The organism is Ruegeria sp. AL7 (genome assembly GCF_056536105.1).
Window position 1 is genome coordinate 157172 of the sequence record NZ_JBQFJF010000002.1, and the last position, 19242, is coordinate 176413.

Annotated in this window: 11 protein-coding genes and 1 pseudogene; 5 read left to right on the forward strand and 7 right to left on the reverse strand. The window is 60.8% G+C overall.

All coding sequences use genetic code 11. From position 1 onward, the window contains the following. Positions 1-113: 113 nt before the first annotated feature. Both gcvP and ACR3E2_RS17950 read left to right on the forward strand, forming a co-directional pair. Positions 114-2967 (forward strand): annotated as a pseudogene (gcvP, locus tag ACR3E2_RS17945) (aminomethyl-transferring glycine dehydrogenase). Between the two features lie 103 nt (positions 2968-3070). Next, complete coding sequence (locus ACR3E2_RS17950; protein WP_480484961.1) at positions 3071-4072, forward strand: helix-turn-helix domain-containing protein; 1002 nt, start codon at positions 3071-3073, stop codon at positions 4070-4072. Positions 4073-4163: 91 nt separating this feature from the next. On the opposite strand, the gene ACR3E2_RS17955 is transcribed toward ACR3E2_RS17950, so the two are convergent. From ACR3E2_RS17955 to ACR3E2_RS17985, 7 genes are read right to left on the reverse strand one after another with little or no spacing between them, the layout of a single operon-like run. Further along, the gene (locus ACR3E2_RS17955) at positions 4164-5141 is read right to left on the reverse strand and encodes an HpcH/HpaI aldolase/citrate lyase family protein (protein ID WP_480484962.1); all 978 of its coding nucleotides are present in this window, start codon (positions 5139-5141) and stop codon (positions 4164-4166) included. 17 nt (positions 5142-5158) lie between these two features. Further along, a complete protein-coding gene (gene glyA, locus ACR3E2_RS17960) occupies positions 5159-6454 on the reverse strand; it encodes a serine hydroxymethyltransferase (RefSeq protein WP_480492844.1) in 1296 nt (431 codons plus the stop codon). A 22-nt stretch (positions 6455-6476) separates the two neighbouring features. Then, positions 6477-9107, reverse strand: a complete 2631-nt coding sequence (locus tag ACR3E2_RS17965) for a phosphoenolpyruvate carboxylase (RefSeq protein WP_480484869.1) — start codon at positions 9105-9107, stop codon at positions 6477-6479. Next, complete coding sequence (locus ACR3E2_RS17970) at positions 9107-10078, reverse strand: 2-hydroxyacid dehydrogenase (protein ID WP_480484870.1); 972 nt, start codon at positions 10076-10078, stop codon at positions 9107-9109. The genes ACR3E2_RS17965 and ACR3E2_RS17970 overlap by 1 nt, the downstream gene beginning before the upstream one ends. Next, positions 10078-10965, reverse strand: coding sequence for a succinate--CoA ligase subunit alpha (sucD, locus tag ACR3E2_RS17975; RefSeq protein WP_209508187.1), 888 nt, complete (start codon positions 10963-10965; stop codon positions 10078-10080). Before sucD ends, ACR3E2_RS17970 begins: the two co-directional genes overlap by 1 nt. After that, positions 10962-12161 (reverse strand): malate--CoA ligase subunit beta, encoded by a 1200-nt coding sequence (locus ACR3E2_RS17980; protein ID WP_267365650.1) that lies wholly within the window; start codon positions 12159-12161, stop codon positions 10962-10964. Before ACR3E2_RS17980 ends, sucD begins: the two co-directional genes overlap by 4 nt. A 15-nt stretch (positions 12162-12176) precedes the next feature. Then, positions 12177-13418: a pyridoxal-phosphate-dependent aminotransferase family protein gene (locus tag ACR3E2_RS17985; protein WP_480484871.1), complete on the reverse strand. Its 1242-nt coding sequence runs from the start codon at positions 13416-13418 to the stop codon at positions 12177-12179. Between the two features lie 220 nt (positions 13419-13638). On the opposite strand from ACR3E2_RS17985, the gene ACR3E2_RS17990 reads away from it, so the two are divergent. The 3 genes from ACR3E2_RS17990 to ACR3E2_RS18000 all read left to right on the forward strand — a co-directional run bounded on the left by ACR3E2_RS17990 (position 13639) and on the right by ACR3E2_RS18000 (position 19219). Then, a complete protein-coding gene (locus tag ACR3E2_RS17990) occupies positions 13639-14268 on the forward strand; it encodes a response regulator transcription factor (RefSeq protein ID WP_267365646.1) in 630 nt (209 codons plus the stop codon). Positions 14269-14514: 246 nt separating this feature from the next. Next, positions 14515-18228, forward strand: a complete 3714-nt coding sequence (locus ACR3E2_RS17995; protein WP_480484872.1) for a hypothetical protein — start codon at positions 14515-14517, stop codon at positions 18226-18228. Further along, complete coding sequence (locus ACR3E2_RS18000) at positions 18221-19219, forward strand: hypothetical protein (protein WP_480484873.1); 999 nt, start codon at positions 18221-18223, stop codon at positions 19217-19219. The genes ACR3E2_RS17995 and ACR3E2_RS18000 overlap by 8 nt, the downstream gene beginning before the upstream one ends. Positions 19220-19242 lie beyond the last annotated feature (23 nt).

Genomic DNA, 19242 nt, shown 5'->3' on the forward strand with positions numbered 1-19242 from the left:
TCCGGCCCGGAGCCCCAGAGACCGGGGCTCCCCGCTTCATCTTTTTCCAAATACTCCCGCCGGAGGCTCCTGCCGTCTCCGCCGGACCTGACCTATCCTTGAGGAGCGCTGCAATGGCCTTCAAACTGACCGACTACGAAGCCTATGACTTCGCCAATCGCCGCCACATCGGGCCCAGCCCGACCGAGATGCGCGACATGCTGCAGGTGATCGGCTTCAAGACGCTGGACCAGCTGATCGACGCTACCGTCCCGCCCGCGATCCGGCAGAAGGAACCGCTGGACTGGGGCCCGGCGATGACGGAACGCGATGCGCTCTTTCACATGAAGCAGGTGGCGGGCAAGAACAAGGTTCTGACCTCGCTGATCGGTCAGGGATATTACGGCACCACCACCCCGGCGCCGATCCTGCGCAACATCCTGGAAAACCCGGCCTGGTACACGGCCTACACGCCCTATCAGCCCGAGATCAGCCAGGGCCGGCTTGAGGCGCTGCTGAACTTCCAGACCATGGTCAGCGACCTGACCGGGCTCGATGTGGCCAACGCGTCCCTGCTGGACGAAGCCACAGCCGCAGCAGAAGCCATGGCGATGGCCAAGCGCGGCGGCCGGTCCAAGGCCAATAACGCGGCCTTCTTCGTGGATCGCAACTGTCATCCGCAGACCATCGCGGTCATCAAAACCCGCGCCGAACCCTTGGGCATCGACGTGCAGGTGGGCGATCCCGATCAGCTGGATGCAGGTGCCGTCTTTGGCGCGATCTTCCAGTATCCGGGCACCCATGGCCATGTGCGCGACTTCACGAACGAGATCGCGGCGCTGCATGAACATAACGCCATCGCCGTTGTCGCCGCCGATATCCTGTCACTGGCGCTGCTGAAATCCCCCGGCGAGATGGGCGCGGATATCGCCATCGGCTCGACCCAGCGCTTTGGCGTGCCGATGGGCTATGGCGGCCCGCACGCCGCGTATATGGCGACCACCGACAAGCTGAAGCGCTCGATGCCGGGCCGGATCATCGGGGTCAGCATCGACAGCCGCGGCAACAAGGCCTACCGCCTGTCGCTGCAAACCCGCGAGCAGCACATCCGCCGCGAAAAGGCGAACTCGAACGTCTGCACCGCGCAGGCGCTGCTGGCCGTCATTGCTTCGATGTATGCGGTCTATCACGGACCCGACGGCATCAAGGCGATCGCGCAATCGGTGCACCGCAAGACCTCGCGCCTGGCCGCCGGTCTGGAAGAGGCGGGATTTGCGGTCGAACCCGAGGTGTTCTTCGACACGATCACGGTCGAGGTCGGTCATCTGCAGAATGTCGTTATGGAGGCCGCCGTGGCCCGTGGCGTCAACCTGCGCAAGGTCGGCGAGACCCGCGTGGGCATCAGCCGGACGAACAGACCCGCCCCGAGACCATCGAGGCGGTCTGGGGTGCCTTCGGCATCGACCGCAAGGATGACAGCTCGAACAAGCAATACCGCCTGCCGGATTACGCGCTGCGCGAAAGCGCGTACCTGACCCACCCGATCTTCCACAAGAACCGGGCCGAGGCCGAGATCACCCGCTATATGCGCCGTCTGGCCGACCGCGACCTGGCGCTGGACCGGGCGATGATCCCGCTGGGGTCCTGCACCATGAAGCTGAACGCCACGGTCGAGATGATCCCGGTCACCTGGCCCGAGTTCGGCAACCTGCATCCTTTCGTGCCCGAAGATCAGGCGCAGGGCTACCATCAGATGATTGCGGATCTGAACGACAAGCTGTGCCAGATCACCGGGTATGACGCGATCTCCCAGCAGCCCAACTCGGGCGCGCAGGGCGAATATGCGGGCCTTCTGACCATCCGCAACTATCACTTCGCCCGCGGCGAAGGGCAGCGCAATGTCTGCCTGATCCCGACCTCGGCCCATGGCACCAACCCGGCCTCGGCGCAGATGGTGGGCTGGCAGGTTGTGCCGGTGAAATCGGATGACAAGGGCAATATCGATCTGAATGACTTCCGCGAGAAGGCGGAAAAGCATTCGGATCATCTGGCCGCGTGCATGATCACCTATCCCTCGACCCATGGCGTGTTCGAGACCACCGTGCAGGAGGTCTGCCAGATCACCCATGATCACGGCGGTCAGGTCTATATCGACGGCGCCAACATGAACGCCATGGTCGGGCTGGCACGTCCGGGTGACATTGGCGGCGATGTCAGCCACCTGAACCTGCACAAGACCTTCTGCATCCCGCATGGCGGTGGCGGCCCCGGCATGGGTCCGATCGGCGTCAAGGCGCATCTGGCCGAGCATCTGCCGGGCCACCCGGAATATGGCACCGCCGTGGGTCCGGTCTCGGCGGCACCTTCGGCTCGCCCTCGATCCTTCCCGTCTCATGGGCCTATGTGCTGCTGATGGGCGGCGCGGGGCTGACGCAGGCCACCAAAGTGGCGATCCTGAACGCCAACTACATCGCGGCGCGCCTCAAGGACGCCTATCCGATCCTCTACACCTCGGAAACGGGTCGGGTGGCACATGAATGCATCCTCGACACAAGGCCGCTGGACGAGGCGGCGCATGTCACCGTCGACGATGTGGCCAAGCGTCTGGTCGATTCAGGCTTCCACGCCCCCACGATGAGCTGGCCGGTGGCCGGAACCCTGATGGTCGAGCCCACCGAATCCGAACCCAAGGACGAGCTCGACCGCTTCTGCGACGCCATGCTCTCGATCCGCTCGGAAGCGCAGGACATCATCGACGGCAAGATCGACGCGGAAAACAACCCGCTGAAAAACGCCCCCCACACGGTGCGTGATCTGGTCGGCGACTGGGACCGCCCCTACACCCGCGAACAGGCCTGCTTCCCGCCGGGATCCATGGGCGTCGACAAATACTGGTCCCCCGTCAACCGCGTCGACAACGCATACGGCGACCGAAACCTCGTATGCACATGCCCACCAATGACAGAATACGAAGACGCCGCAGAGTGAAACCCGTGTCTGTCCGATCCGTCAATTCGCCTGACGGATCGGATTTACACCCTGAGGGCAGCGCCAATCGGGGCGCTGCCACGCCCAAATCGTCGGAGGAACAATGAAACACTATGTCCTCGCAAATGATCACGCCAATCTGTCTGAAACGGAGCCTGAGGCACCCGAAAGATTGAAACATATCGATGTCATTCTCAACGGTGAAGCGGCTATGGCGTCAGCTGGAATGGTCATCGAATTCTATCAGGCGTTAAACACTCTGGCCGAAAACTGCACCTATGTGGTCAACCTTCGTGTCGCTGGCTCGGAACCTGCGGGTGGACCGTTATACTGGGCCGGACGAACGGCGATTTTCTGGGGAGATCTGGAGAACATCTGGTCCATTCCACATTCGCGCAGATTCTGGGTATCGCAGGTCCTGAACCTGTCTTCACGGGTTGTTCTGGTCGGCGGCGCGGTGCTGCTTCTGCCGCAACTCGGAAGAACAGGCCGGAACACCGTTGCTGTCCACCCGAATTTCGCAGCCGCTGCACTGGAGGGCGGGCTGGAAGATTGTGGCACCGGCACGCATCTGGCCGCAGACGGGTGCGCCCATAGCGCAACCACCCGGTTAAGCGCGCTGCGCCTGCTGTCAGAATTTGTGTCGATCGACCACGGGGAACATATCGCGGACATACTGCGCGGATACATTGGACTGACGGAACCCACACAAAAGCACGGCAGCACGCTTGCCGCCCGTCTGGTGCACCGTGCAAAAGGTGATCAGCTTGTCATGCGCACGCTGGATGCGATGCAGGAAAACATCGAAGATCCTTTGACGATCTCGGAACTTTCCAATGTACTCAGGACCTCGACCCGCCAGTTACAGCGAAGGTTTCTAAGCAAAACCGGTGCGAAACTTTTGTCGACCTACAAAGAGCTACGGCTGGAGCGGGCGCAGAGCCTTTTACAATTCACCAACATGTCGCAGATCGAAATCTCGACAGCGACCGGCTTTTCATCGACTGTCGCGCTGAAACGCGCCTTTCAACGCAGCTTTGACGTCAGCCCGGACGAAATTCGGAACAAGCGATTTCTGGGGACGGCCGCCCCGGAACACGGATAACCTTTCGCGTTTGTCTCGTGATCCACCAGTCAACGCAGCACCGAGCCCGCGTGGACCTTGCGCCCACGCAGGTCAGGTTTGGTGCGGGCGATCAGGCCGCAGCGATCTGACTGGCCTTTTCAACCAGCACTTCGGCCTGACGGATCGAGGCATAGTCGATCAGACGGCCATCCAGAGACACGGCACCTTTTCCGTCTGCCTCGGCCTCGGCCATGGCGACAAGGATACGCCGTGCCTTGGTAACTTCGGCATCCGAGGGCGACATCACCTCATTGGCAAGTGCGATCTGGCTGGGGTGGATGGCCCATTTGCCCTCGCAGCCCAGAACGGCGGCACGTTTTGCGGCGGCCTTGTAACCGTCGGGGTCCTGAAAATCGCCAAAAGGCCCGTCGATGGGGCGCAGCCCGTTGGCGCGCGCCGCAACCACCATGCGGGCAAGGGCGTAGTGCCACATGTCGCCCCAGTGGGTCAGGCGGCCTCCGTCGGCATCCGGGTCGGTCAGAACCGAATAGTCCGGGTTCACGCCCCCGATGATTGTGGTTCGCGCGCGGGTCGAGGCGGCATAATCCGCGACACCAAAATGAAGGCTTTCATTGCGCTTTGATGCAGCCGCGATCGCGCTGACATTCTGCATACCAAGCGCGGTTTCGATGATGTGTTCGAACCCGATCCGTTTCTTGTATCCCTTGGCGTCTTCGATCTGGGTCACCAGCATGTCGACTGCATATACATCTGCGGCTGTCCCGACCTTGGGGATCATGATCAGGTCCAGACGCTGGCCCGCCTGTTCGACAACATCCACGACGTCCCGATACATGTAATGGGTGTCCAGACCATTGATCCGGACCGACATGGTCTTGTTCCCCCAGTCGATATCATTCAGCGCCTGAATGATGTTCCTGCGCGCTTGTTCCTTTTCATCGGGCGCAACAGCGTCTTCCAGATCGAGGAAGATGACATCCGCGTCCGATTTCGCAGCCTTCTCAAACATTCCGGGCTGGCTGCCGGGCACGGCAAGCTCGCTGCGGTTCAGGCGGGCGGGGGCTTGTTCAATTGGTTGAAAGCTCATGGTTGGGACCTTTCGGCTTACAGGTTCGGGTATATGGGGAAGCGGTTGCAGAGGTCTGCGACCTGGGCGCGGACGCGGGCTTCGACTTCGGCGTTGCCGTCTTCGCCGTTGGCGGCCAGGCCGTCGACCACTTCGATGATCCAGTCGGCGATCTGGCGGAACTCGGCCTCGCCAAAGCCGCGGGTGGTGCCGGCGGGGCTGCCAAGGCGGATGCCCGACGTGATGGTCGGCTTTTCCGGGTCAAACGGCACGCCGTTCTTGTTGCAGGTGATATGCGCCCGGCCCAGGGCCTTTTCGGTGGCGTTGCCCTTGACGCCCTTGGGGCGCAGGTCGACCAGCACCACATGGGTGTCGGTGCCGTGGGTCACGGTGTCGAGCCCGCCCTTGATCAACTGATCGCTGAGCGCCTGCGCATTGGTCACGACCTGCTGGATATAGCTTTTGAACTCGGGGCGCAGCGCCTCGCCAAAGGCCACGGCCTTGGCCGCGATCACATGCATCAGCGGGCCGCCCTGAATGCCGGGGAAGATCGCCGAATTCACTTTCTTAGCGATATCTTCATCATTGGTCAGGATCATGCCCCCACGTGGGCCGCGCAGGGTCTTGTGTGTGGTGGTGGTCGCCACATGCGCGTAGGGGAACGGGCTGGGATGCTCGCCCGCCGCAACCAGACCGGCGAAATGCGCCATGTCCACGTGCAGATAGGCGCCGACCATGTCGGCGATCTGACGCATGCGGGCAAAATCGATCTGACGCGGGATGGCCGAACCGCCCGCGATGATCAGCTTGGGGTTATGCTCTTTCGCCAGCGCCTCGACCTGATCATAGTCCAGCATGTTGTCCTGCTGGCGCACGCCGTATTGCACGGCGTTGAACCACTTGCCCGACTGGTTGGGCCGCGCGCCGTGGGTCAGGTGGCCACCGGCATCCAGGCTCATGCCCAGAATGGTGTCGCCGGGCTGGATCAGCGCCTGGAACACGCCCTGGTTGGCCTGGCTGCCCGAGTTCGGCTGCACATTGGCAAAGCCACAGCCAAACAGCTGCCTGGCGCGGTCGATGGCCAGATTCTCGGCGATATCAACAAACTCGCAGCCTCCGTAATAGCGCCGGCCCGGGTAACCTTCGGCATATTTGTTGGTCATCACCGAACCCTGCGCCTCCATCACGGCGGCAGAGACGATGTTCTCGGACGCAATCAGCTCGATCTCGTCGCGCTGACGACCCAGCTCAGACCGGATCGAGCCAAAAAGCTCAGGGTCGCGGTCCGACAAGGACTGGGTGAAAAATCCGTCTGTTCGATGCGGGGCGTTCACAGTTTTGGTCTCCTGAAAATGGTTAGCCGGTCCAGCCAAGGCCAGCGGAAATGGCGTTCATGGATTGCAGCAGGGGCACGGGAACTGACCCTGCCTGCGGTTCGTTGCGGGCGTGTTGCAGCAGTTCGACCTGAAGAGCATGAATGCGGGCCAATTCGGCCTGTTTGCAGTCAAACCTCTCGCAAAGGCGGGGAAAGCGATGGCCGATGACCCGACCACCGGTCAGAAACCGGATCGCTTTGCAGGCACGATCGTATTCCGCCTTGATCACCTGCGATACACGTTGGCGGATCTCGATATCAGAGACCAATTCGCCATACTGCGCTGCGATTTCCATATCCGTCTGATAGAGCGATTTTTCCATCTCATCGACGGCAAGGCGGAACAGGCGGGAGTGTCGAAACATGTCGTGCAACACGTCATCACCGCGCGCGCCGCGAAACTTGCGAAAACTGGCCATGGCGGTGCCGAACCCGTACCAGCCGGTGATCAGGTGGCGGTTCTGCGACCACGCAAAGACCCACGGAATGGCCCGCAGGTCATCCAGACTGGCCGCGCCAAACCGGCGGGTCGGGCGGGATCCCATTTTCAGGCGGGCAAGTTCTTGGACGGGGCTAGCCTGCTGGAAATAGTCCAGAAAACCCGGCATCTGCAAAAGCGAGACATAGGCTGTCTGTGACAACTCTGACAAAGCATCCAATGCGTCATCAAATTCAGGCCGTGAAGGCGCCTCGTCAGGAGTCGCCGTATGGCGCATCGTGCTTGACAGCAACAACTCCAGATGCGCGGCAGCCGTGCCCCGGTTGGCATATTTGGCCGAAACCACCTCGCCCTGTTCGGTCACGCGCAGCCGCCCGGCAACTGTTCCGCTGGGCTGCGCGGCAATGGCACGCCCGGTCGGTGCGCCGCCCCGGCTGACCGAGCCGCCGCGACCATGGAAAAACGTGGCCTTGAAACCTTGTGAAGCCAGCGCCGCGACGATCCTGCGTTGGGCGCGCTCCAACTCCCATGTTGAGCAGAAATAGCCCCCGTCCTTGCCGCTGTCCGAATATCCCAGCATCACCTCGATTACTCGACCGTCGGTTTTGAGGCTGCGACGGGCAAGCGGAACTGCCAGAACGTCCAGCAGGATTGATGGGGCATTTCGCAAATCGGCAATTGTCTCGAACAATGGGACTACCGAAAGATCCAGAGTTTCAGACCCAAACCCGGCATAGCGGGCCAACAGGTAGATGCCGAGAATATCGTCGGCCGAACGGGTCATGGACAGGATGAAGGGCCCTATTGCCCTGGGGTCCGGTCCCGATCGAACGCTGTAGACCAGAGCCAGAAGAGCAAGCAGTTCCCGCGCCTGATCGCTTAACGCGTCGCGGTTTTGATAGGGCAGGTTCTGATCCGCCAGTTCGGTTCGCAAGCGGGTTGACCATTCGGCTGTGCCGTAAACCGGCGCCTGTCCGGAATGCGACCAGACTTCGGCCAGAACATCGGTTGTGACGGTCGAATTCTGGCGGATGTCCAGCGTTGTGGTCCGGAACCCGAAAACCGAAGCGGCCCGGCGCAGCGGACGGATGTGCTGCCGCGCCAGAATATCCGCGTTGACTGCACATAAAGCGGTATCAAGCGTGTCGAGGTCGCCCACGAATTGCGAGATGTGATCATATCCGTTGTTTGTCAGCCGATAGCGAATGGCATTGAGTGCTTGCCGGAATGGTTCGTTCCGATTGCGCCCGGCGGTCGGAGCCCGGTCGACTATCGCTTGTACTTGCGTCCTGACAGGTTCAGGTAAAGGCAATATCAGCGCGCTGATGCTCAACCTGCCCGCAGCACGTTCGAGTGCCTGGCGATAAAGCTCCAGAACTGTTTCGTGTCCGCGTTTCAGCGCCAATGCGGTCATCTCGGTCGTGACATTTGGGTTGCCATCCCGGTCGCCGCCGATCCAGCTGTGAAAGCGGATATCGGGTGTATCGCTCAGCGTACGGCCCAGCACTTGCAGGCAGGCCTGATCGAAGCGGCCCATAACCTGCGGGACGGCGTCAAAGATTGCATCGCGGAAGAACTGCAACCCCCATTCGATCTCGTCGTGCAGGCTTGGGCGCGACAGGCGGAGTTCGCCGGTCAGCCATAGGAGATCAATCTCTCCTTCCAGACCATTCAGCAATTCGGCGTGTTCTGTCGGGGTCCAGCGTTGCGTTTCAAGACTGACGAGGTTGCGGTAGATACGCCGGTGAATTTCCAGAACCGTAACCCGCTTGGCTTCGGTCGGATGCGCGGTCAGCGTGGGACCGGTACACAGGTTAGCGGTCAGCTTTTCAACCTGGTTATAGGTCAGGGACAAGTCCGTCAGGGCTTCGGCAAAACCGCCTTCTACCGCTTCTGCGCCGTTTTGGGTTTCGGTCAATCGACGGTCCCGAACCTCGGCGTTTTCATCGATGATGCACAACAATTGGAACCAGATCGAAAGGGCCTGCAAATACGGCGTTGCTTCGGGTCCCGTGGGAATGGCTTGCAGCGGCGTGGCCTCGGCCCATGCCGCCACATGTGGCGCCCGTTTCAGCAATATGTTCCGCCACAACGCCCGCAATTCCGAGCGCAACCCTTCGGCATAGCTCGAGGGGTTGGGAGTGGGCTGCATATTCGGGGCCAGCGCTTGCATCAGATCACGCGGTCCCGGGGTTCGCGGCCTTCAAAGAAATCATTCAGGTTATCGAGAACCCGAAACCCCATTGCCTCGCGCGCTTCGCGGGTGGCGCTGCCCAGATGTGGCAGCATCACGAGGTTGTCGCATTGCAGCAGGTCCGGGCTGATACGGGGTTCACCATCGAACACGTCCAGCGCGGCCCCGCCGATCATCTCGAACATCAGGGCCTGTATCAGCGCCCATTCGTCGATCACCTCACCGCGCGCGGTGTTGATCAGAAAGGCGTCGGGCTTCATCAGGCCCAGTCTGCGCGCGTTGATCAGATGGCGGTTTTCAGCCCCGCCGGGGCAATGCAGCGAGACGAAGTCGCATTGCGGCAGCAAGTCGTCAATCGAGGCCACCTGCGTTGCATTGCACCTGGCCAGCACATCCGGCGCTATCTGACTGCGGTTGTAGACGAGGATGTCCATGCCAAAGCCATGATGCGCACGCCGGGCCATCTCTTGCCCGATGCGGCCATAGCCGATGATGCCCAGCGTTTTGCCGCTGACCTTGGTTCCAACCAGATGCGTGGGCCGCCATCCGGTCCAGTTGCCGGACCGAAGCTCGCGCTCACCCTCGCCCGCGCGCCGGGCCACCATCAGCAGCAGGGTCATGGCGATATCAGCGGTGCATTCGGACAAAACATCGGGCGTGTTGGTCACGGTCATGCCCAGCTCACGCGCCGACGGTTCGCAGATGTGGCTGTATCCGACACCGTAATTGGCCAGGATCTTGGTCTGCGCACCAGGGACGTCCATTGCCTCGGCGCTCAGTGTGTCCGTTACAGTTGGCAGCACCGCGTCATAAGTTTTCAAGGCTTGCCGGATATCGGCCGGGGACATGGGTTTGTCCCCGGTGTTCAGAACGGCGTTATAGGTCTCGGCCAGCTGCGCCTCGACGGCGGCAGGCCAGCGACGGGTCACAAGAACCGAGGGTTTGACCATCACGCGGCCTCCATCACACGGGCAATTGTTTCACCGATCACCGCGGGGTTTTCGGCAACGGTCACCCCGGCGGCGGACAGGATCTCGACCTTTTCGCTGGCGCTTTCGCCAAAGGCCGAAATGATCGCACCCGCGTGGCCCATGGTGCGGCCTTTCGGGGCGGTCAGACCCGCGACATAAGCAATCACCGGTTTGGTGATGTGGTCGCGGATGTATTCGGCAGCCTCAGCTTCCTGTGGGCCGCCGATCTCGCCGATCATGGCGATGACATGGGTGTCCTCGTCCTCTTCGAACCGCTGCAGGATGTCCTTGAAGGATGACCCGTTGATCGGGTCGCCACCAATCCCGACACTGGTCGAGACACCGATGCCGCGTTCTTTCAGCTGCGCCGCGGCCTCGTAGCCCAGCGTGCCCGAGCGACCGATGATGCCGACATGACCGGGCAGATAGATGTGGCCCGGCATGATGCCCAGCAGCGCCTTTCCGGGCGAGATCGTACCGGCACAGTTCGGCCCGGTCAGCACCATGCGTTTCTCTTTCGGGTAGCGGTACATGTACCGCTTCACCCGGATCATGTCCTGCGCCGGAATCCCGTCGGTGATACAGACGCAGTAGCGGATACCGGCATCTGCGGCTTCCATGATTGAATCCGCCGCAAATGGCGGGGGTACGAAAACAAGGCTGGCATCCGCGCCGGTCGCCTCGACAGCCTGTTTGACGGTGTCAAAGACCGGAACACCTTCGACGGTTTCGCCACCTTTTCCGGGTACGACACCGCCCACGACATTGGTGCCATAGTTCAACATGTCCTTGGTATGGAACCGGGCCATGCGGCCGGTGATGCCCTGCACGATGACGCGCGAGTCACGGTCGAGAAGAATGCTCATTTCACAGCCCTCATCTTGGTGCCTTGAGTAAGGTCGTTTTTCCATGCGCCAACAGCGCGTTCTGCCGCCTCCATCAGCGTTGTGGCGCGAATGATCGGCAGGCCGGACTTGGCCAGAATCTTCTGACCCTCTTCGACGTTTGTTCCAGCCAGCCGCACGACGACGGGCAGATCGAGGTCAAGTTCCCGCAGCGCCTGAACGACGCCTTCGGCCACCCAGTCGCAGCGGTTGATACCGGCGAAGATGTTGACCAGAATGGCCTGAACATTGTCGTCCGACAGGACCAGACGAAATGCCTTGGCCACACGTTCGGGTGAGGCCCCGCCGCCGATGTCGAGGAAGTTTGCAGGCTCGCCACCGGCCAGCTTGATCGTGTCCATCGTGGCCATCGCCAGACCGGCACCGTTGACGATGCAGCCGATATTTCCGTCCAGCCCGACATAGGACAATCCGCGGTCGGCCGCGCGGCTTTCGCGCGGGTCTTCCTGGCTTTTGTCACGCAGTTCAGAGATTTGCGGATGGCGGAACAGGGCGTTGTCGTCAAAGCTCATCTTGGCGTCAAGCGCCAGCACCCGGTCGTCACCCGTGATGACCAACGGGTTGATCTCGACCATTGTCGCGTCCAGCTCGCTAAAGGCGGCGTAGCAGCCTTGCAATGTACGCACCATTTGCTGGATCAGCCTGGGTTCAAGCCCCAGATTGAATGCGATCTCGCGCGCCTGAAACTCCTGAAGCCCAACCGCCGGCTCCACGATGGAGCGGACGATGCTTTCCGGGCGGTCAGCCGAGATATCCTCGATCTCCATCCCGCCCTCGGACGAGGCCACGATCATCACCCTTTGGCTGGACCGGTCGAGGACAAAACCCAGATAGATCTCGCGATCAATCGGCACGGCGGCTTCGACATAGACGCGATAGATGCCTTTGCCTTCGGGGCCGGTCTGGTGCGTGACCAGCTTGCGGCCAAACAGATCATCGCAGGCCTGATAGATTTCGTTTTCGGTGTTGCACAGCTTGACCCCTCCGGCCTTGCCGCGACCGCCTGCATGGACCTGCGCCTTGACGATCCATTTGTCACCGCCCAGCTCACGCGCCCGATAGGCCGCTTGTTCCGGACTGTAGGCCAGTGCGCCGGATGGTATGGCGACACCGAAATTCGAAAGAATTTCCTTTGCCTGGTATTCGTGAATATCCATCTGATCCGCTCCTGTTTATGCAGCGATTGAGGTGCCGTAACGGCTTTCCAGCAGGTCTTCGATTGCGTCTTGGTCGACCGTTCCGCCCAGCTCTCGGATGGCTTCGGCGAACAGGCGCACAATCCGGCTGACGGCGTCGCGGTTCAATTGGTTGAGGATGCCGATGCGCACCTGCACGGGTGCGCTGAGCGTCGGCCAGATGCCAAACCCGCGCGCGCGGCAGTTCTGGACCAGCTCCATCTCGCGGCCAGCCAGTTCCGGGGGCAGGTTCAGCACGATCAGGCTGGGCATGTCGGAGGTGACCTCGCAGCCCAATTCGGTGACGGCGTCCCGCAGAACCTTCTCGTGCGTCTTGTACGACGCGGACCGCTTGGCCAGACCTTCCTGAAGGGTCAGGCGCAGGGATTCATGGAAGGCCGCAACGGCGTAGCCCGAATGGGTGCGGTGATAGGTGCCCTTTTCAACATCCTGCCCATCGACAATGCCCCAATGGCGGGCCTCAAAGATGGGATTGTGCACATAGGTATAGGCACCGGTGGTTTTCAGTGAGGTGATATAGGCGTCGGTAAAGCTGACAGGGGCATAGGTCAGCGGCAAGCAACACAGACCTTTCTGCGGGCAGGACGCCCATCCGGCGATACCCGGAAAATCGTCTATCGAGAAGTCATCGACGCCCAGAGACGACACCGCATCGATCAGACCCATCGCGCCATGACGTTCGCACGCGTCGGAAAATCCGCGCAGGTCATTGATGCGGCCCGATCCGGTTTCCCAATGCGCCATGAAAGCCCATTTCGGTTTGTGCTGCGCCAGCGTAGCTTCGACCAGATCACCGGTGACCGGCTGGCCGTGCGGAACCTCGATCACGGTGACGCTGGCGGCCTGAGGTGCCATCGGGTTGGCTGCATGTTCTTCGGGCGTCGCCGCCTTGATCCGCAGGGTCAGCGCGTCGATCCCCGAGAATGTCCCGTTGGCAAAAGCAACGACCTTATCGCCAGGCATGACAGCCGAAAACATGGTGTCCAGGGCGCTCCAACCGGTGCCGGCAACAGCAAAGGTATAGACGTTTTGGGTGCCCCAGATTTTCCGCAGCATGTGCTTGCATTCGACCATCCCCCTAAGGACGTCCCCCTGCATGTGATCGGCAACGCCTGCATTGGCAAAGGCCTTGAGGACGCGGGCATCCGTGTTACCCGGCCCCGGCCCCGCAGCGAGGGTCTGAGGGATTTCGAGCGGAGGGAAAATCTGAAAAGTCATGGTCTGGCATCCTCGGCTGTTGGCCGGGCATTGCGGCCCGTTGTGTCAAGTTACCGAGCAGGAAACGCGAGCTTGCCTTATGACGCAACGTAACTTACTACTGCTTTTGGATGGCCAATAGGATGGGGCAGTACCTACCCGTTTTGGTAAAAATACGAAGGTATACAAAGAAATGACCTATCCTTATGGGTAGGTTTTTCCGGAATCGGGGCAAAATCATATGGTTGAGACACCGAACAAACCCATCGACATCATGCTGGCGGACGGCAACCCGCTGGTTCTGTCGGCCATGTCCGAAATATTCGAGCGGGACCCCCGATTCTCGCTGATGGCCACGTCAGCAACGGCCGAAGGGTTTCTGGGAACGGTGATGCGGGTTCCCGTTCAGGTTGGTGTCGTCGACTGGACACTTCCGGTTTTGGGGGCCGCCAAACTGATTGAGGTTCTGCGCGATCAGCCCAACGCCCCGCGCTTTGTCGTTTATGGCGACACTGGCGGCGATGTCCCGCGATTGGCGATGCAGGCGGGTGCGGCTGGATTTGCCGCCCGCACGGGCGAGGTTGAGGGTCTGCTGGAAACCTGCGCCAAAGTTGCAGCGGGTAAGATGGTATTCCCGTTCATCGATATCCGGAAGATGCAACAGGACCCAATCCAGAGTCTGTCGCGTAAGGAACGCGCAATTCTGGAGGCGCTGGCGCAGGGAATGTCGAACCGGGACCTGTCGAAGGAACTTCAGATTTCGACAAACACGGTCAAGTTTCACCTGTCCAACATCTACGAAAAGCTGAGTGTCAAAAACCGCACGCAGGCCATTGCGTATTTCTATTCGTCTCAGCAGTCACGAAACTAGACCAAAGGCGATTTGGATGCCGGTGTTTCCGGGCAGGTTATTCGTCCAACTCTGACCAATTCTGGATACCGTCAGCAGCAAGAGACACGGTGCTTGTCCTGAGCGCTTTGCCGCGCGTGGCGGTAGGCACAACCCTGCGTTGCTTCCGCGAATCCCCCAGACATGTTACCTTGGGTCACCTTTAATGATTTGACTTCTTTTTCTGACATCTCGTTTTTTTCAGCTCTTTCTCGAGAGGTGACGTTCATGTCCGACTCCAGCAGTGAGCCCCCGCGCATAACGCTGTCCATACCAAATCTTCGGCCAAACCCATCGATATCAGCGGAAATTTCCGGCACTGTCGCGGCTGGTGCGCACAGCGTTGAGGATCAGAAGCGGGTTGAGGCGGAAAAGCTCAAGGCATTGCGCCGCGGCGTCGGAATTGAGCTGTCCACGGAAGTGATCAACGATCTGGTCGACCGGCGTGTTCAGTCGACAGGCGCGGTTTTTCGCCAGCTTGCAACCATTCGCGAAGATCTGGCCGGAGGCTTTCTGGGGGCGGTCGTTCCCACCCTCGCTCCGAAACTGCGGGGGGAACTGATCAACCCTGACGGGACACCTGCCGAACGTGTGATCGTCGAGGTCCTGCGCCCCACCTTTACCGCCAATGAAGGGATCGACAACGCGGATTTCTCGTGGGCTGTCAAAGCCGCCGTCACGGACGCGCGCGGGCTCTTCTCGCTTGATCTGCCCAATCTTCGCCTGCCACAGAACGGCCTGCGGTTGCGGATCAGGGGTCAAAACACCACCCTGACAGAAGCCGTGCCGCGCGTTGACGCGCTGGACGGCGAAATGGGCCTTGTGGTGCTGGATCGCACGCTCCTCCCTTTGCAGCGTTCGATCGTCGGCGAGCTGGCCGATATCCTGCCGGTGGATCCCGAGGATGCTGAAGAAAACATATCCGATTTCACCGGTACGCAGGCCCCTATCGTGCTGGGCGAGGGCGATTGCGCGTCGGAGTACCGAACCGAAGGCGGCACGGTTTCACGGCGGCGCTATTCGGTTCTGTACCGGCTGATTGATCCGCTCGTCGGGCCCAAGAATATCGTTCGAACACGCCCCATAGGCGGTGGCCGTTTTGTGACGACTATTCCGGGTACAACCTTTGCTCAGGCCAATCTGTCCGCCGAAACGCTTCTGGCCGCGTTCAACAATGACGGGGGTGATTGGGATTTTCGGGACCGAATTCCGATTGATGAACCCATTGATATTGAAGACTTCTTTGAAGATCTTGAAGAACGGCCGCAGGATGTGCCCAAAGCGTCGAGCCTTGCGCTTGGCTATATTGCCAAGATGCGGTCGACGGCTGTCCATTCTGGCATGTCTTTGGGTCGGCTGGTCTATTCCCTGCCGCTTGCCCCGGGAGAAGAGCAGCGGATAGTCGTGTCGGAACAGCGCGAAACACTGAGCGTACGTGAACGAGAGAGCCTGACATTTGAAGAACAACAGGAATTCGAGGAAGCCCGCGACACGTCCTTTGACAGTACGTTTGAAAGCGCGCTGGATGAGGTGATTCAGGGCACGTCCTCGTTTTCGGCCCGCGCATTTTCAAAAAGCTTCGGAGGCGCAGGTGGCGTTGGTGGCGGCCTGTTCGGAGGCATCGGGGCCATCGTTGGCGGCGTGGGCTTCAGCGGCGCACGGTCCAGTTCGAATTCTTCCGGTAATTCGTCCAACACGCAGAACACATCACGCGATTTTCTGTCCGACACGCATGAGACATTCTCTGCCGCGCTTGAACGGGCGGCTTCGGTCAAGCGTAACTCGGCACGGACCAGTGTGCGCACTGCAACTGCGACGGATCGGCGGACGGCAACAACGAAATTCGTGGCCAACCGCAATCATTGCCACGCAATGACCATGCAATGGTTCGAAGTTCTGCGCGACTTTTCCCTGGAAACGCGTATCGAGGGGGTGCAGTTGGTGGTCTTTGTGCCCATGCAACTCATCCGCTTCCGCCGTCTGGGGCAAGGCGATCAGTTGCCGGGCAATGTCACCCGGTCCGGATTGCTGAGCCGGTACAAGGTCATCCTGCGCCATGCCGAAGTGTTCCGGCGCGTGTTCCGAAACCGCCGCAGATTCCGCAGCGCACTGAAGCTGCTGGAAGAGTTTTATGCAGACAAGGATGCAACACCGCAGAACGCGCCCGGCGTCGCACAGGACATCGTCAGTTTCGAGGCGCAGGGCACGTTCATGCCCAATGATGACATTTCTGTCGTGATCTTCACGCAGGATGGCGACCGGGTCGGACCTGTGCCGCTGACCGGATCGCCGATCGACATCGACAACCTGCATGACCTGCCAGCGGAAACACGCGAGAACCTGCTTGTCCGGCTGGCTGATGCCCGGCGTGATCCGACCAAGCGCCGGACCTATACCGGCTCTGTGGCTTTGCCCCGTTCGGTCGAGCGGTCGGATATCGCACGTGTTGAGCTGCGCAGGCGGACGGGTTCGTTTGCCTACTCGTTCTACACCGGTCCTGATCCCATCAACATTTTCAACATCTGGGAGCATCTGGCCAATCTGGAAGATGCCGACGATCTGGATCGGGCCACCCGCAATATCAACCGCAGCCTTCGCACCACGATCTCGGGCTCGGACTTTGACGATCTGGTAGGACCGCCCATGGTCAGCGAGTTTGAGGCGCGTATGAACGAAAACGCCCAGACCGTTGTTGATGACAATACGTTCCAGGCGCTGGCTGCCACCCTGCCCTATTCGGTGCAGGAAGTGCCGGACGTTCTGTCACGCCGGGATCTGCGCCGCATCGAAGAGATGTACCAGCATATTGTGGCCAACACCGTTCGCTATTCCCGCGTGATCTGGGCCAGCATGACGGACGAAGAACGTGCAATTCTGCTGGAGCGTTTCACCATAGGGGTACCGGAAGGCGGGCTGGACGATGCCTCAAGCGAGATATCGCTGCTCAGCACCGTCCAGAACAAGGTGTTGGGGTTCTATGGCAATGCCATGATCATGCCCTTCTCGATCCCGCCCGATCTGGCCGACCGGATGGAGATGCGGACCGGTGACATTCAGGACAGTCTTCTGGCCTTCCATCGCGAAGACTTCCGACCACCGCGCCGCACGATCTCGCTGCCGACCAGGGGCCTGTTGGGCGAGGCTGTACTGGGCCGCTGCAATTCCTGCGAGATGATCGACCATCGCCGCTTCTGGAACTGGCAGGACAGCCCGACACCGCCACCGGTTGGCGACGCGCCGGTCCTGCCTGCTGACAGTGACGCCATCTTTGGTACACGTGCGCCGTCAGACCTGCCGAACAACCAGCCTTCGAACACGCTGACCATTGCAGGGGGCGACATTGGCACCGGCCAGGCTGTGCCCACGTCGCAATTGGCCGAAATCCTCAAGGCTGCGCCCGATCTTGCGCGGGCGGGAACCGATCTGACGGGTCTGAAGGAGTTGCAGGCGCAACTGGCGCTTGAAACGCAATCGGTTGCCGCCGGTCGGGACAAGGCCATCGACACGGCAACGGATCTGACGAAAGAACTGGTTGGAAAGGCCACGGAACTTGCGGGTAAAGGTCAGGAAATCGCTGCCGCCCGCAAGGAGGAAGAAGCCAAGAAGGCCGCCGCTGACAAGAAGGCATTCGACGCCAGCAATGCCGCCAAGATCAAGGGGTTTGAGGATATTGCCAAGAACGCTTCGGGTGTTTCCGCGCTGATCGGTGGGCAACCGGATGGCAACCGGGCCGGTTTCGTTCAAAACCTGTTCAAGGATTTCCCCGGCGGGGCTGCTGCTTTGGCCAACCCATCCAACACGCTGCTTTTGGCCAAGCTTTTCGGGGCCTTCACCAAGGCGAACGCGGATGCCGATGACGGCAGCGCGACCAAGGCCGGCAGCCAGTCGGTGCTGGATTTCCTCAATGGCCTGAACGCCCCTGCGGAGGACGACAATGAGTGACACGAGCACAAATGTGACGGACAAACCGGGAATCGATGAAAGCCTTGCCGAGGCGATCATCAACATCCTTGAAACGACCAATTCTCCGGCGATCCAGCGCGCCCGTGAGGTGATTGCCCATAGGCTGGCCATTGCGGGCGATATTGCCCCTTCGCGCATCCCTGCGCCGCGCAACATCACCGAGATCGGCGGCTATATCAATCTGCTGAGCGAGTATGGTGAGTCCGAACAGCGCGCACGCATGATCGCGGCCGCTTTGGGTATCGCGGGACCGCAGATTTCGCTGCCGCAGCCGGGTGCCATTCCGCCGATGTCTTTCATCACCCGCGACGGGGCAAGGCCCGTAGGTCCGCAACAAGCCAGTTTCCCGCTGAGCTTCACGATCCGCAGTGATTTCGTTCCGGCCTTAGACAATGCGTTGCAGGAAATCGCGATACGTGGCGGTGCGGTGCCGATCCTGACACCTGTCAGGGTCCTGCCGGCCGCCGGATCAGGCCCGGTGACCGACGGTATTGCACAGCTGGCTTTGATCGGTCGGACCCTCAGCCTGGCACCAACTGCGGCGCTGCATGCCGTGGCCACCGACCCCCTGTCGCTCAGCCGTCCGACTGCGGGTGGCGGGTTCGAGGTTCTGGCACGGGTCATCGACGCCGCCGCCCCGATTGCCGGGACCATCGCGGCGGCAGACTGGACAAGCTGGGAATGCGATGCTGCTGCCTGTTCCGAGGTTGACAGCAACGATGCGCGCTTTGCCCTTACACCGATCCTGAATGCGGCCGGTTGGCACCAGGCGGCTGATCCCGGCAATCCCACCAGCCTGTCCGATCCCGGCAGCTGGGCCGCGTGGCAGAACATCACCGGGCTTGTACCCGGCGTCACGCGGTTCGCGGATGAGCTGCAATTGCTGTACCCTGCCGAGATGCTCATCACCTCGCCGGTTTTCAATCAACTGGACAATGTCTGGACGGGAAGCACCTTTGCCGCGCCATAGGACCCCCTCTGCGACCGCAACAA

Coding starts and splice junctions, on each gene's coding strand:
- ACR3E2_RS17980 (WP_267365650.1), bottom strand. CDS start 12,161: ATGGATATTCACGAATACCAGGCAAAGGAAATTCTTTCGAATTTCGGT.
- ACR3E2_RS17955 (WP_480484962.1), bottom strand. CDS start 5,141: ATGAGCTTTCAACCAATTGAACAAGCCCCCGCCCGCCTGAACCGCAGC.
- ACR3E2_RS17965 (WP_480484869.1), bottom strand. CDS start 9,107: ATGCAAGCGCTGGCCCCGAATATGCAGCCCACTCCCAACCCCTCGAGC.
- ACR3E2_RS17950 (WP_480484961.1), top strand. CDS start 3,071: ATGAAACACTATGTCCTCGCAAATGATCACGCCAATCTGTCTGAAACG.
- ACR3E2_RS17970 (WP_480484870.1), bottom strand. CDS start 10,078: ATGGTCAAACCCTCGGTTCTTGTGACCCGTCGCTGGCCTGCCGCCGTC.
- ACR3E2_RS18000 (WP_480484873.1), top strand. CDS start 18,221: ATGAGTGACACGAGCACAAATGTGACGGACAAACCGGGAATCGATGAA.
- ACR3E2_RS17985 (WP_480484871.1), bottom strand. CDS start 13,418: ATGACTTTTCAGATTTTCCCTCCGCTCGAAATCCCTCAGACCCTCGCT.
- ACR3E2_RS17995 (WP_480484872.1), top strand. CDS start 14,515: ATGTCCGACTCCAGCAGTGAGCCCCCGCGCATAACGCTGTCCATACCA.
- ACR3E2_RS17990 (WP_267365646.1), top strand. CDS start 13,639: ATGGTTGAGACACCGAACAAACCCATCGACATCATGCTGGCGGACGGC.
- sucD (WP_209508187.1), bottom strand. CDS start 10,965: ATGAGCATTCTTCTCGACCGTGACTCGCGCGTCATCGTGCAGGGCATC.